Source organism: Bartonella henselae str. Houston-1 (assembly GCF_000046705.1).
Lineage (GTDB): Bacteria > Pseudomonadota > Alphaproteobacteria > Rhizobiales > Rhizobiaceae > Bartonella > Bartonella henselae.
Genome location: NC_005956.1, coordinates 1547011 through 1562361 on the forward strand (window position 1 = coordinate 1547011; position 15351 = coordinate 1562361).

The following is a 15351-nucleotide window of genomic DNA, read 5'->3' on the forward strand; positions in this document are numbered from 1 at the left end:
CACGATACTGTCTTTTAAAGAGTGGAGTATGCGCATTGCCTCACGCTTTTGTTTCTCACGTTCTTTAATGGGGCTACGCCTCTCATGAAGAACAGAACGCTACTGTGTCGTGCATGCACGCATTTGTTAAAAAAAACATCTCTTAAAGCACCCAAACCCATTTCACGACAGCGCCCATAAAAAGCCCATGAAAGGTATAACGGTAAAGCCATTGTGCCCCCCTCTTTACACTTAATGAAGGAGCAAATCGGCACCATCATTCTCCTTTGCCAGCTCAAAATCTTACACCTGCCCTTGCATTAAGACGGTTCATGAAAGGCATTTTTATGTTTTTCTTTATGAAGTTCCTACACGTCATCCCTGCTTGTGACGTGCAAACAAGTGATTTTCATTGATTCACTTTAAGAGGGTTTATAATGAGAGAATCCTACGATATTCGCAGCTTTTATTCAATATATGAATGAGTGAATTATTCTTATAAATCAATGTCTTGTCTACCACGAAATCACATAAAAGCCAGAAAATCGTAAAAAATGGAGAAATTTGATAAGAGACAGGAAAAACCTACAAAAAAACGGGCCAGAGAGGCCCGTTTTCTTTTATCTTTATCAAGGGCTTAGAAATCCATTCCGCCCATTCCACCCATTCCGCCACCAGGCATTGGAGGCACTGGTGTGTCTTTCTTTGGAACTTCAGCAACCATTGCTTCTGTTGTAATGAGAAGGCTAGCAATTGAGGCAGCATTCTGAAGAGCAGAGCGCACAACCTTCACAGGATCAACGATTCCCAAAGCAATCAAATCACCAAATTCACCGGTTGCGGTGTTGTAACCAAATGTATCTGCATTGTTTTCAAGCACTTTGCCAACGATAATCGCTGCTTCTTCACCGGCATTGGTAGCAATTTGGCGTGCTGGCGCTTGGAGTGCACGACGAACAATATTGATACCAGCTTCCTGATCAGGATTGCTTCCTTTAACAGTCAGGGCATTTGCTGCACGCAACAATGCGGTTCCACCACCGGCAACAATACCTTCTTCCACAGCTGCACGTGTTGCGTTCAAGGCATCATCAACACGATCTTTCTTTTCTTTCACTTCAACTTCTGTTGCTCCACCAACACGGATAACAGCAACACCTCCAGCGAGTTTAGCAAGTCTTTCTTGCAATTTTTCACGGTCATAGTCAGAAGTTGTTTCTTCGATCTGTACCTTGATTTGGTTGACGCGCGCATTAATTTCGCTCTTTTGTCCAGCACCATCAATAATCGTGGTATTTTCTTTAGAAATATTGACTTTCTTTGCACGACCAAGCATATCCAAAGTGACATTTTCCAATTTAATGCCAACATCTTCAGAAATAACCTGTCCGGATGTTAAGATTGCAATATCTTCTAACATGGCTTTACGGCGATCACCAAATCCTGGAGCTTTCACAGCAGCAATTTTCAAACCACCACGCAGTTTGTTGACAACGAGCGTTGCCAAAGCTTCACCTTCCACATCTTCAGCGATAATGAGAAGTGGTTTACCAGACTGAACAACAGCTTCAAGTACTGGAAGCAAGGATTGGAGATTAGAGAGTTTCTTTTCGTGAATAAGAATGTAAGGATCATCAAGATCAGCCACCATTTTCTCAGCATTGGTGACAAAGTAAGGGGAAAGATATCCACGATCAAACTGCATTCCTTCAACGACTTCTAATTCCGTTTCAGCAGTTTTTGCTTCTTCAACGGTAATGACACCTTCATTGCCAACTTTTTCCATGGCATCAGCGATCATTTTGCCGATTTCAGCAGCACCATTAGCGGAAATTGTTCCCACTTGTGCAATTTCTGCTGAAGTTTGGATTTTTTTCGCTTTTTTGAAAAGATTTGCCACCACTTCATCAACAGCAGCATCGATACCACGTTTGAGATCCATTGGGTTCATGCCTGCAGCAACGGCTTTTACACCTTCTTGGACAATAGCCTGTCCTAAAACAGTTGCCGTTGTTGTTCCATCACCAGCAATGTCATTGGTTTTAGAAGCAACTTCACGCAACATTTGCGCACCCATATTTTCGAACTTATCTTCCAGTTCGATTTCTTTTGCAACGGATACACCATCTTTTGTAATGCGAGGCGCACCAAATGATTTATCGATCACCACATTGCGCCCTTTAGGGCCGAGTGTTACTTTAACAGCGTTAGCAAGGATATCAACGCCGCGCAACAAACGCTCACGCGCTTCACGGCCAAACTTGACTTCTTTAGCAGCCATTTAATTTCTCCTTGGAGTTATGTCCTAAATAGTAGAAAATGAAAAAAATTGAGAGGTTGGATTAACCCAAAATCCCCATAATGTCAGACTCTTTCATGATTAAAAGGTCTTCCCCATTAATCTTCACTTCGGTTCCAGACCATTTTCCAAACAAGATACGGTCCCCTGTTTTTACTTCTAAAGGCACACGCTTCCCATTGTCATCGAGAGCTCCATTACCAACAGCGATAACTTCACCTTCTTGAGGTTTTTCCTTCGCTGTATCGGGGATGATAATCCCACCAGCAGTTTTATTTTCAGATTCAACCCGACGGACAACAACACGATCGTGAAGTGGGCGGAATTGTATGTTAGCCATATTTTAAATCCTTAAAATTTAATATAAATGAATTAATCTTAAGTCTTTGTTAGCGCTCTTTAAGAAAGAGTGCTAACAATGACTGGAATATAAAATTGCCACTTCCTAATGTCAAGGATTCTCTCTAAAATAATTTCTCTTAGGAGACTTCAAAGCCTTGCCTCCTTTTTCTATTTCGCGTTATCTAATCTCTTTTATTAACCACTGAACACAAAAGGATCTAACCATGGTTGAAACACGTCAAGAAACGGATAGCTTTGGGACGATTTCAGTCCGTCAAGACCGTTATTGGGGCGCACAAACTGAACGCTCATTGCATAATTTTAATATTGGCATAGAAAAACAACCCCTCACCATCATCTATGCCTTAAGCCTTATCAAAAAAGCAGCAGCTGTTGTGAATATGGAAAAAGGCAAACTCGCAAAAAACATTGGAAAAGCCATCATTACTGCTGCCGATGAAGTGCTTTCCGGTGCATTTGACACGCATTTCCCCCTTTCTGTTTGGCAAACAGGTTCTGGAACACAAAGCAATATGAACGTCAATGAAGTGATCGCCAATCATGCCAATATGCTTTTGGGAGGAAAATTGGGTAGCAAAACACCTGTGCATCCCAATGATCACGTCAATATGAGCCAATCGTCAAACGATTCCTTTCCCACAGCACTTCACATTGCTACTACCCTACAAACGCGCCAACACCTCTTTCCTATCCTTGACGCACTTATTACCACTTTAAAGAAAAAAGAAGAAGAATTTGCCGATATCATCAAAATTGGACGTACTCATACCCAGGATGCCACACCCTTAACTTTAGCGCAAGAATTTTCGGGCTATCGCACTGCACTCGAAGCCAACCGCCAACGCATTGAAAATGCTCTTTGTGATGTTCAAATGCTTGCCCAAGGAGGTACAGCTGTTGGAACAGGGCTGAACGCACCGCAAGGCTTTGACATAGCTTTTGCGCAAACAATCAGTACATTTACAGGAATACCCTTTAAAACCGCTAGCAATAAATTTGAAGCCCTCGCTCATCATGGAGCTCTTGCGCATTTCCATGGTAGCTTAAATGCATTAGCAGCTGATCTGTTTAAAATTGCCAATGACATTCGGTTTTTGGGATCCGGTCCACGCTCAGGCTTGGGGGAACTAAGCTTACCAGAAAATGAACCAGGATCTTCCATCATGCCAGGCAAGGTTAACCCCACACAGTGTGAAGCAATGACCATGGTTGCTTGCCAAGTCTTTGGCAATCATACCAGTGTAACATTTGCCGCAAGCCAAGGGCATTTTGAACTCAACGTTTATAAACCTGTCATTGGCTACAATGTTTTACAATCGATTACGCTTCTTGGGGATTGCATGCGCTCTTTTGATCTTCATTGTATTCAAGGATTACGCGCCAATCGAGTTCACATTCATTCTCTCATGGAACGTTCTCTCATGTTGGTGACAGCGCTTGCACCAGAAATTGGCTATGAAAAAGCTGCCGCAATTGCCAAAGCAGCGCATAAAAATGACACAACTTTGCGTACCGAAGCACTCAAACTAGGAGTTTCTGGAGAAGATTATGATCGGTTGGTTGATCCCAAAAAGATGATCCATCCACAATAAGGAACAAGGTACAAATCTTCTTGAAACAACCCTTTTTGTAAAAACATCGGACTATCCCATAGTCCGATGTTTTTGTATGTTAAATAGTTTACCATCCTCTCTTGCAAAAATCTGTTAAATGTAACCTTTTGCAAAACTTGGAGAACTTTTGATCCTGGGCATATTGACATAGAAAGTTTTTATATTTCTCATACCAAAGGCATAAGAGTGCCTTCCTTTGTTATCTGATCAAGCCCCAAAAATAATAATGAATTTTTTATTTGTTAAATAAGAGCCTCGAATACAAAAATATTTTCTCATTTCAAACCCTCGTATTCAGAAGCAATAAAAATCATTCGCTTGCATATCATAAGCAAGATGAGTATGTCGATAAAAACCATTGAACATGAGAAATAAAATACCTCTCATAAACCATCTCAATACAACGGATATCGCAACATTTTGAGGTTGGCAAAAAGAATAATGCTGCTGGCTTATACCTTACACAAAAGGTGGTGGCATCCAATAGATCTTGGATTATCCTCACGGATAACATCATGAAATGAGCTGAGAAGTAACAGAAGATATCTCTTTAAAGCAAGGGTGTGCATAAAAAACACAATGGTGCGCTGTTTTTCATGGGAAGCCATTCCCCCATTAAAGAATGCAATAAACAAAAATATGAAGCAATGTGCGCCCTCTATATGATTTTAAAAACTTTCATTCTGATCAGAGATCAATTGTAAAATTGCCCTTTGTTTGACTGAGGTGAGAATTCGAAATCTTTTGAGCAGTAGGTATTCCTCTCTGCTCGAGATGATTTCATCATGCTGGATAAGGTGCTCTTGTTGTGTGAAGAGATCAGCATAAAAAAGGCAATAGGAACACTCAAAATATCAGCAATTTCCTTTAAACGCCCTGCACTCACACGATTTAATCCTGTTTCATATTTTTGAATTTGTTGAGGGCTGACCTTCAAGTGGTCAGCTAATGTTTTTTGAGACATTTTCAGCATTTTTCGCCGAAAACGAATTTTTTTACCAACAAAAATGTCATTATGAAGATTTTTGTCTTGACGAAGATTTCTCGCTTGCATCTTCCCCCCGCCGGTTGCGAGCGCCCTCGCATTGGTATTCCGGGAGCTTGAAAGTACTGAACCTAAATCAGCTTTTTTTGCTTTTAGTGCTTGTGGCACCTGGACATAGCAAAATCTCCCGGAATCCCGGGACACCCACATCAGTGGGTTCATTTTTATGTATTAAGCTTTCGGGCTTGTTTTCCCTATTGGTCGTTGCGTATGCGACCAAAACATCTTTTAAGTCATAAAGGAATTTCAGGGGATTTACAATAACAATTAAAACAGTTTTGTTTTTATGAGAGGCGACGTGTTTTTCATTCAATCAAAAACAATGAGAAAAGGAGAGACTTCGGAATTTTCGAAATAGTTTAGCTATTTTGCGCATTGGATATTGCTTGCTAAAGCAAATAAAAGTGTTTTGCTTTGCTAAGTAAAAGTATGGATTGATCGCCTTTATCTTTATAAGTCGTTTAACTTTATAACTTGAGTAAAAATTTTGAATATTGGACTATGTTATCATCAAAACTCTCTCCTTGAGCAGCAAAAAACCGTTATAAGCGGAATTGCTGTCGAGTAAAAATCGCTTAAAATTTTAAGCTGAAAATACACTATACTTCTTATGAAGTGCCCTGAGAAACTCTCTCATATGAAGCGTTCGAAAAGAAAATGATGGTGCCAAATTGCTCCTTCATGTCTTTCATAAGCGTAAAGTTGAGAATATAGATTTACTATTATACCCCCCTTCACGGAGGGCACCATTAAAGAGGTTTAAGTGCATTAAGACATGTTTTTTACAGCAAACACATTCATAAACAATACAACAACATTCTATTTTAGGGATTCTGTTTTGTGTGAAGGACATGCTCCATAAGATACATGAAAAACAAAAGCATAAAGCAATGTGCAATTTCTACTCTTTAAAAGAGATCGCTCTAGATAGTTTTGAAAATCGTAAAATCGAAGAAACGAAGAAGCGTAAAAATAAGCTGCTTAGTTTTCATTTGCGTATAACGCTATAGCGTTAAAGAAACGTATCTTACCGAGCGCTGTTTAAAAAAATTAAAGAAATTTTTATGCATAAAAAGGACACGACTTTACGCACAAAAGCATTCAAATTTGAGGATTGGTAAGGATTATAACCGTAAGCCGAATTCCCAAAAGAAGATTGATTTGCAAGAAATACCCAAGAGATAAAAGAATGTCTGCTTCCTCAGGATAGCTCCTTATGTTTATATGAGAACATCGCAGTGTTCACACTCACGGTCTTGTTACCAAAAATAGAATATTGTTTTTTTGAAAATCAGATTGTGAACGCTTCTCTATAAGCGAACGAAACCTTCCAGAAAATAAGGTTTAGAATCCCCCATCATGGGAGAAAAAATTAACTATCTGTAACAGCAAATATGACTCTACAACCCGGCTTACCATCATACTCTTTGCCAGACTTCCAATGTTGCGACAAGCCCTTGATATTTGAGACGATTCATAAGAAGCATTTTTACCCCTTTAGTTCTTGTCCTTAACAGTTTTTACCCACACGCTACTTCCACTTATGACGTGCAAACAAGTGTTTTTAATTGATTCAATCTGAGAAGTGCTTGTGATAAGAGAAGCTTACTGTATTCGAAATTCTGATTAAAGTTGAAAAATGATGATTTATCATTATAAACTAATGTTTTTTACCAGAAAGAGACAATGTGAAACCGTTCTCTATGTGATAACATCAGGCTGTGTGCGCCTCAAATGTTGTTTTATGTTTAATAATTGAAAGGCTGCCTGTTGTACAGGCTGAAGCACTTTTTGTGGATCTTGATTATGTTTACGGGGATCGCCCTCAAACTGCTCAAAATAAAGGCGTAAGGTAGCGCCTACTGTTCCTGTCCCCGATAAGCGTACCACGAGTCGTGCTCCATTTTTAAAAAAAATACGCACACCCTGCCCAGTACTGATGCTTTGATCAACAGGATCATGATAAGTAAAATCGTCTGCTTTTTCGACAGAGAGTCCCGCAATTTCGCTTCCTGGTTTTGGTAAATATGCACGTAATGCATTGATGATTGCGGAAGCTTTACATGTTTCTACTTCTTCATAATCATACCGTAAAGTGTAAAAGCGCCCATAAGTGCGCCAATGCTGCTGCACAATTTGTGCCACAGTTTTTCCTGTCACCGCTAAAAGATTCAACCAAAATAACACAGCCCATAAACCATCTTTTTCGCGGATATGATTAGAACCTGTACCAAAGCTTTCTTCACCACAAAAGGTCACGTAGCCAGCATCCAAAAGCGTTCCAAAAAACTTCCACCCGGTTGGTGTTTCAAAAAAGTTTAATCCTTTTTTTTCAGCAACCAAATCAGCCGCACGCCCTGTTGGCATGGAGCGAGCAATCCCCACAATCCCCTGCCGATACCCCTTAATCAGATGGGCATGATCAACCATAATCGCAAGAGAATCAGAAGGTGTAACAAATTGCCCACGCCCCATAATGAGATTACGATCTCCATCCCCATCAGAGGCAGCACCAAGATCAGGTCCTTGATCCGACATCACTAAATCATAAAGAGCCTTAGCATGAAGCAAATTGGGATCTGGTGGCTTCCCTCCAAAATCTGGCAAAGGAACGCCATTGACCACCGTTCCTTCAGAAAACCCTAAGCATTTTTCAAAAATTTCATGCGCATAAGGCCCTGTTACCGCATGCAATGCATCAAAACGCAAAGTGAGCCCTTCTGCAACAGCCTTGGCAATACAATCAAAATCAAAAATCTCCTGCATCAAAGCGACATAATCGGCGACAGGATCAATTATATCAATCTGCATGGGTCCTAAAAAAGTTGTACCTTCTCTTTCTAAATCAATATCTGGTACCTCCATAATCCGATAAGAAGAAAGACGCTTAGATGCTGCAAAAACAGCATCACATAAAGAAGCGGGAGCAGGACCACCATTGGCAATATTGTACTTGATGCCACAATCTCCCTCTCTTCCCCCAGGATTGTGACTTGCTGAGAGAATAATACCACCATAAGCATGATATTTACGAATAAGATGTGAGACAGCTGGCGTGGAGAGCAGTCCCTCTTTTCCGACTTTAACACAAGCAACACCATGAGCAGCGGCCATTTTCAACACAATTTGAAGAAGGTTGCGGTTAAAATAGCGTCCATCTCCTCCAAGAATAAACAGTTTTCCCTCAACAGACCCAATGCTGTTAAAAAGAGATTGAATAAAATTTTCAACATAATGGGGCTGTTGGAAAACCGACACTTTTTTGCGCAAACCAAACGTTCCAAGTTTTTGATCATCAAAAGCCTTAGTCAAAACTGTCATGAGAGTCATGGAAGCACCTTCATAATGTTTTGCTCGATTTTAGAGTGAAGTTCCACCAAAGTCGACTATTAATTCTACTTGACGCGGCAGTGAAATATTTGCAAACTTGTCCAAAAAGGGGACTCTTTAAGACGTCCTTTTCAATGTGTTTTTAAAGATGAAAATCACTTTTAAAACACGATTCCCATAAAAAATACAGGAGCATAATTATGATAAGAAAAACAGTTCCCAACACCACTTTCCATACACGTGTACGCGATGAATCAATTGGTGGAGATAATCCTTATCGATGGCAAGAGGTGAACAGCGATGCATATTTTAAAGGGAAACGAGTTATTCTTTTTTCTCTTCCTGGAGCTTTTACCCCTACTTGCTCAACCTTTCAGCTTCCTGATTTTGAAAAACTCTATGATGAATTTAAAAAAGTTGGCATTGATGAAATTTATTGCCTTTCCGTCAATGATGCTTTTGTCATGAACGCTTGGGGAAAAGCACAAGGTATTAAAAACGTAAAATTAATCCCTGATGGCTCAGGTGAATTCACACGAAAAATGGGTATGCTGGTTGCTAAAGACAATGTTGGTTTTGGAATGCGCTCATGGCGCTATGCTGCTGTGATCAATGATGGTGTCATTGAACATTGGTTTGAAGAACAAGGTTTTTCAGATAATTGCGCAACAGATCCTTATGAAGTCTCCTCACCACAAAACGTTTTAAAAACCCTAAAAGGCTAATTTCCAACCAAATACACGCATTTTAAACAAAACTTCACGGCACAACTTTCTTCGCAAAGGAATTTGTGCTGTTTTTATTTTACGAATTTTGAATTGCAAAACCTGTTAAGCCGCGATGTCTTCACCACCAAAACATGACAGCTCATCATAGCCCCCACTTCTTTACACAAACCCAAAAACAATTTTTATCCATCATCATCGAAAGCAGCAAAGAATAACACCATTTCAAAAACCGGCTTCGTATAATAATCCACCACACATTTCTGAAGAATCAATATTGATCAAGTAATTTTCAAAGTTTTTGCAAAGCAACTATCAAGCTGTGTAATACTATTGAAAGACCTGTTGCTGAAATTTTTCAGCACCAAAACATCCTATCAGCTCATCATAGCGCCTGTTTACTTCTAAAATCCAAAAACAATTTTTTATCTATTATCATCGAAAACAGCAAAGAATAATACCATCTTGAAAACTGGTTCCGTATAACAATTCAATCTACATATCTCTGAGGATTAACTTTGATGCAATTGTGATAACCAGTTGTCTTAAATTTTATTTTTTAAGAGTATTCATTTTAAGAGTTAATTTCTTTTAAAAAATAACTTTTACAGTAGTTGTTTATTCGAGTATTCTGTCGCAAATACTGCATTCGTTTCTTCAGACTCATTGAATGCAAAATTTTCATCACATTCAGGAAACCAGACAATATCTAGAATTATGAAATAACAATCTTTTTTGTTTCCTTCGCTACAATCTTTTTACATTCTCCTTCATTAATACTTTCTTTAAAAGTTTCAAAATCAAGATATTGCGGTTCTTCGGTTAAAAAGTTACAGATCAAAAATTCATTGAGAATACCATGATCCAATATTTTCTGCTTAAACCATAAATTCACATCATCCTCATCTAACATTTTACCCACTTGCCACAACATAACAAAAAGCTTTTCAAAACAATAAATGAGAACTCAAGAAAGAATCATAGGCCACCTCTCGAACGTTCATGAGACAGTGATTTTGGTGAGATCTGCAAATCTGAAGTTTAAAAGAGAAAGTGCAAATGATTTTCCAATATTCTCTGTTTTTCAAGAATAAAAGAGGTTCTTTCATAGAACACGGTAAAATCGTATTACCCCATTGTATTTCTCCATTAATACGTTGAGTTTATAAAAAATAAATATTATCAACTAGTTACTGTTTTAACAGCTTACAATTTATCCAAATATCCTCCTGTAAAAAATTGTCTGATTAAAGTTATTCTATTGTTTTGTGAAGCTTTAAAAAAGTTTTCTAGAATAAAATACTCTCGACTTCTCTCCTCTTTTGCTCGTGCTAAATTTTGTGCTTCTACAAGAAAATACAGAGAATCTAATGCCAGCAAATGAGAGTACAAAGACACCGCTTTTAAAAGCATCCACGCACTGTCTTTTAAATAATGAAGACTATGTATTACTTCATATTTTTGTTTATCGGGTTCTCTTTAATAGAATCATATCCCTCATACAAAACAGAACACCATTGTGTTGCCAATTCACATGCTTGTTTTAAAGAAACATTTCTCAAGGCTTCTAAGCCTATTTTATAACAGCGACCGTGAATGTGGTAAAGCGTATAAGCTCATTTGAACTGTCAATATTTTTATCAACTATTGACTAATCAATTTTTTTGAATGTGATGATATAACCACCTCAAATTTCTCTTATATTTTGGTTCACTAAAATGCTCTTATCACACTCTCAAAAGAATTTATTTTAAACGAAAGACACACCAACGCCTGATGGTCGAATGGACATTTTTAAATCCTTTCATAAAGATAAAAGGAAATGGGTTTATATGGCCCATTTTTTATGCTTCTTCTGGTTCTGAGATAATTTTGCTGTTTCTTGCAGTTTTTTATATGATTTTTCCTTTTTAGGTTTTTTACGTCTTTATCGCTGATGCAAATAGATCTTGCTCTTTCTTCATGCTTTTCTTTTCTGCAATGAAGTGTTTTATTGTGTTATGCCGTAAAACACTGTTATTTAGAGCGATGATATAAGATATTAAATTTAGCCATGTGGTATTTTTATTGGCGAGTGTAGTAAATATTCAGAGCATGACTTGCCTGGAGAACGTTGTGAAGTGAAGCCCATGGGTAGAAGCCAAGGGAAATCCGCTAAACAAGAAGTCGAGCTATTTACAGACCAGTTGTGGTAGAAACTTTTGTCTTTTAGGGTGGAGAGGAAGTAAAAAGATACCCAGCATCTAAACAGCACTCTTTAAGTACGCATCGTCTAAAATTAAAAAGCATTCACATTAAAGAAGAGAGGCTACCTTTTAAAAAAGACGCATGAATGCTTATGAGCAGAGAGTATAGCACCCTAGAGCATAAATTTAAAAACTTTCATTCTGATCAGAGATTAATTGTAAAATTGCTCTTTGTTTTACTGAGGTGAGAACTCGAAATCTTTTTAAAAGCAGGTATTCCTCTCTGCTCGAGATGATTTCATCATGCTGGGTGGGGTGCTTTTGTTGTGTTAAGAAATCGGCATAAAAAAGGCAATAGAAACATTCAGGATATCAGCAATTTCCTTTAAACACCCCGCGCTCACACGATTTAATCCTGTTTCATATTTTTGAATTTGTTGGGAGCTTACCCTCAAGTGGTCAGCCAATGTTTTTTGAGACATTTTCAGCATTTTTCGCCTAAAGCGAATTTTTTTGCCCACGAAAATGTCATTATAAAGATTTTTTGCTTGATGAAGATTTTTGGCTTGCATTTCCCCCACCGGTTGCGAGCGCCCTCGCATTGGTATTCCGGGAGCTTGAAAACACTGACCTCGAATCAGCATTTTGCTTTTAGTGCTTGTAGCACCTGGACATAGCAAAATCTCCCGGAATTTCGGAATACCCACATCAGTGGGTTCATTCTTATGTATCGAGGTTTCGGGTTTTCAAGGCTCTATTGGTCGTTGCGTACGCGACCAAAATACCTTTTAAATCATAAAGTAATTGCAGAGGATTTACAATGCTTGGTCTTAAAGAAGCTAAAAAAATTGAAACAGCTTTTCTTAATGGATCATTTTTGAAGAAGAGAGGTGGTCGCTTCTTAAACTGTTAATAACTGCTTTCTAAAATTACGATATCCGACCCGCTTTTATTGAGGAGGCGAACAAGACTCGATTCTTAAAGTCAAGACCCTCCCTATGAGGCGCCTAACAACCTCCTTAACCAATAACCAAATGGCTTATTTTATCCTTCTTACGTTACGCGGTTGTGAAATCATGATTTTCTAGGGAGAGATTCTCATGGCACTGAAACGGCATCTTAAAAAGGCATCCCCATAAAAAAATGATAATGCATTGAGTATAGATATGATGATAAAAATTAAAAAATATTTCATCATTTTTCTATTCTAGATGATTGCTAAAATTGTATTTGCAATAATATTATTTGTTTCAACTTCATCAAATTGAAAATTGTGTTCACAAGAGAGTTACCTATCTCACATTTTGATAATATATTGATTTATAAAGATAAATTATTATTTTTAACTTGAATTCGTTCTTCAAATATCGTAAGCTTTTCTCATTTCAAAGCTGTTTATAATAGTAAAGCAATCAAAACTATTTGCTTGCACATAAAAAATAGGGTGGGCGTGTAGGTATCCGTAAAGAAAGAAATAAAAATGCCCTCTCATGAACCGTCTTAATGCAAAGGCTGGTGCAACATTTTGCGCTGACAAAGAGAATGATGGTGCCGGCTTTCTCCTTCATAAGTGTAAAGAGGGTGCTATCCAATGGCTTTACCGTTATACCTATTCATGGGTTCTTTACGAGCGCCATCGTGAAATGGGCTTGGGTGCTTTAAGAGATGTTTTTTAAAACAAGTGTGTGAATAATACACAACACAATAGCGTTCTGTTCTAGGGGCCTGCTCCCATTAAAGAACGTGAGAAACAAAAGCGTGAGGCAATGCGCATACTCCACTTTTTAAAAGACAGTATCGTAGATGTTTTTGAAAGTTATAAAGCCAAATTAAAAGGAGAGTGTAAAGATGGAAGCTGGTTTTCACCTTTACGGCTTTATATTCTTCCCAACTTAGGCTGTATATCCATTTCAGACAATTACAAAAATAGAGAGACTTAATACGCTCACTCCTATCTAGCATACAAAAGCTGAAACTGTTCGTAGAGCACTGAACCGTATTGATCTGCATCTCAAACATGCTGCTGCACTAGGTTAAATGTTGATTGACAAGCAACAGCTAAAGCATGTGTTTTATTAGGAATAATAAAACGCCTTTTTCCCACTTAAAAGGATTTCCATCCTATACTGCGCAACTAAAAAACGATGCAATCTTGAACTTGTCCGTAAGCATATCTGCACAAGCAAAATACAGATTTTGAAAATTGAATTGAGAATTTCCGAAATCTACTAAACAATCTCTTGTCTAAAAACTGTTCTCTTACCGTTTTTGAGCAGCCAAAATATCTTGTACCGTTTTGACCAATTGCTCTTCATCAACCGTCACTTGCGCTGGTCGGCTTTCACGCCATGTTTGATTATCCTTAATTTCATGAGACAAACGTGCCCCTTCAACCAAATCTTTGATCTGTATTGTTCCACTCTCGCGCTCTTGAGAACCTTGGATCACCACACAAGGCGCCTGACGGCGATCCGCGTATTTCATCTGTGCTTTCATCCCTGATGCCCCCAAATAGAGTTCAGCAGGAATCCCCGCACTACGCAACTGCATGACCATTTTTTGATAGCGTGCAACAATTTCTGGTTCTTTATCCATCATCAGCACCACAACAGGCCCAGTCTTTTCTTTTACAGGCAATTTTCCAAGATTTTGCAAAGCAGCTATCAAGCGTGAAACACCAATTGAGAAACCTGTTGCTGGAATATTTTCACCACGAAAGCGTGCCACCAACCCATCATAGCGCCCGCCTCCACCAACGGAGCCAAAAACAACTTTTTGGCCATCATCATTGAGAACATCAAAAAGCAATGCTGCCTCAAAAACAGGTCCCGTATAATATTCCAATCCACGCACAACTGAGGGATCAATTTTGATACGGTTTTGAGTGTCATTTTCAGCAAAAATTGCCTGCATCTCCTCAAGTTCGCGAACCCCTTCAAGCCCTTCCTCACTCTGGTCAACGATTTTTCTAAGAGCGTCAAACGTTTCCTCTGCAGTTCCAACCTCTATGGTAAGCAAGGAAAGAATACCATCAATCTCTTTGTCCTTAAGCTCTGCGCCTTTTGTGAAATCACCACTTTCATCCAAACGCCCTTTTCCCAAAAGCAAACGTACACCTTCAAGACCAAATTTATCAAGTTTATCAATTGCTCTCAGAACGGTTAAGCGCCTTTGAGCCTGCTCACTTCCCGCCAAGCCAACTTTCTCCAAAACAGCATCCAGAATTTTCCGGTTATTCAAACGAATGACATAATCATGATGCTGAAATCCTAATTTTTGCAAACTATCGGCTGCCATCATGCAAATTTCGGCATCTGCAGCAACTGTCGGCGTTCCCACAATATCAGCATCAAATTGCATAAATTGCCGAAAACGTCCCGGTCCAGGTTTTTCATTGCGAAAAACAAAGCCTAGACGATAACTCCGATAAGGCTTTGGCAAAGTTTCAAAATTTTCTGAAAAATAACGGGCAAGAGGTGCAGTGAGATCATAACGCAAAGACATCCACTGTTCATCATCATCTTGTAGAGAAAAAACCCCAGCATTTGGCCTATCCTCATCAGGTAAAAACTTGCCTAACACATCGGTATATTCAAAAATTGGTGTTTCCAGGGCTTCAAAACCGTAAAGTTCATAAACTTGACGAATTTGTGCAATCATAACTTCGATTGCATATAATTGTGCACTTGTGCGATCAACAAAACCACGGGGTAAACGAGCTTTGGTTTTTTCTTGTTTCGATGACATGTTATTCTCTAGCAACAATTTATGTTCACAGATAATATGTGTCTTATCTTATAGAAACAAACGC

7 protein-coding genes and 3 pseudogenes are annotated in these 15351 nt (G+C 38.7%); 3 read left to right on the forward strand and 7 right to left on the reverse strand.

All coding sequences use genetic code 11. From position 1 onward, the window contains the following. Positions 1-616: 616 nt before the first annotated feature. Both groL and groES read right to left on the reverse strand, forming a co-directional pair. Entirely contained in the window at positions 617-2260 is a 1644-nt protein-coding gene (gene groL, locus AYT27_RS06905; RefSeq protein ID WP_011181151.1) for a chaperonin GroEL, read from the reverse strand. Between the two features lie 61 nt (positions 2261-2321). Next, complete coding sequence (gene groES, locus AYT27_RS06910; protein ID WP_004857291.1) at positions 2322-2618, reverse strand: co-chaperone GroES; 297 nt, start codon at positions 2616-2618, stop codon at positions 2322-2324. A 226-nt stretch (positions 2619-2844) separates the two neighbouring features. Between groES and fumC the strand changes: the two genes are divergently transcribed. Next, a complete protein-coding gene (fumC, locus tag AYT27_RS06915; protein WP_011181152.1) occupies positions 2845-4233 on the forward strand; it encodes a class II fumarate hydratase in 1389 nt (462 codons plus the stop codon). A gap of 689 nt (positions 4234-4922) precedes the next feature. Here fumC and AYT27_RS06920 read toward each other — a convergent pair. Next, positions 4923-5308: pseudogene (locus tag AYT27_RS06920) on the reverse strand (helix-turn-helix domain-containing protein). Between the two features lie 1692 nt (positions 5309-7000). After that, positions 7001-8629 carry an alpha-D-glucose phosphate-specific phosphoglucomutase gene (locus AYT27_RS06925; protein WP_011181154.1) on the reverse strand — a complete coding sequence of 543 codons (1629 nt, stop codon included), beginning with the start codon at positions 8627-8629 and terminating at the stop codon, positions 7001-7003. A 200-nt stretch (positions 8630-8829) separates the two neighbouring features. Here AYT27_RS06925 and AYT27_RS06930 point away from each other — a divergent pair, with 200 nt between their 5' ends. Then, complete coding sequence (locus AYT27_RS06930; protein ID WP_011181155.1) at positions 8830-9354, forward strand: peroxiredoxin; 525 nt, start codon at positions 8830-8832, stop codon at positions 9352-9354. Between the two features lie 715 nt (positions 9355-10069). On the opposite strand, the gene AYT27_RS09380 is transcribed toward AYT27_RS06930, so the two are convergent. Further along, on the reverse strand, positions 10070-10288 hold the full coding sequence (locus AYT27_RS09380; RefSeq protein WP_223396399.1) for a hypothetical protein: 219 nt from the start codon (positions 10286-10288) through the stop codon (positions 10070-10072). Positions 10289-11726: 1438 nt separating this feature from the next. Further along, positions 11727-12142: pseudogene (locus AYT27_RS06945) on the reverse strand (helix-turn-helix domain-containing protein). Positions 12143-13030: 888 nt separating this feature from the next. On the opposite strand from AYT27_RS06945, the pseudogene AYT27_RS09390 reads away from it, so the two are divergent. Next, positions 13031-13574: pseudogene (locus AYT27_RS09390) on the forward strand (integrase); the annotation flags it as partial. A gap of 225 nt (positions 13575-13799) precedes the next feature. Here AYT27_RS09390 and hisS read toward each other — a convergent pair. Next, positions 13800-15287, reverse strand: a complete 1488-nt coding sequence (gene hisS, locus AYT27_RS06955; RefSeq protein WP_011181157.1) for a histidine--tRNA ligase — start codon at positions 15285-15287, stop codon at positions 13800-13802. Between the last annotated feature and the right edge of the window lie 64 nt (positions 15288-15351).

Coding starts and splice junctions, on each gene's coding strand:
- AYT27_RS06930 (WP_011181155.1), top strand. CDS start 8,830: ATGATAAGAAAAACAGTTCCCAACACCACTTTCCATACACGTGTACGC.
- AYT27_RS06925 (WP_011181154.1), bottom strand. CDS start 8,629: ATGACTCTCATGACAGTTTTGACTAAGGCTTTTGATGATCAAAAACTT.
- hisS (WP_011181157.1), bottom strand. CDS start 15,287: ATGTCATCGAAACAAGAAAAAACCAAAGCTCGTTTACCCCGTGGTTTT.
- groL (WP_011181151.1), bottom strand. CDS start 2,260: ATGGCTGCTAAAGAAGTCAAGTTTGGCCGTGAAGCGCGTGAGCGTTTG.
- groES (WP_004857291.1), bottom strand. CDS start 2,618: ATGGCTAACATACAATTCCGCCCACTTCACGATCGTGTTGTTGTCCGT.
- AYT27_RS09380 (WP_223396399.1), bottom strand. CDS start 10,288: ATGTTGTGGCAAGTGGGTAAAATGTTAGATGAGGATGATGTGAATTTA.
- fumC (WP_011181152.1), top strand. CDS start 2,845: ATGGTTGAAACACGTCAAGAAACGGATAGCTTTGGGACGATTTCAGTC.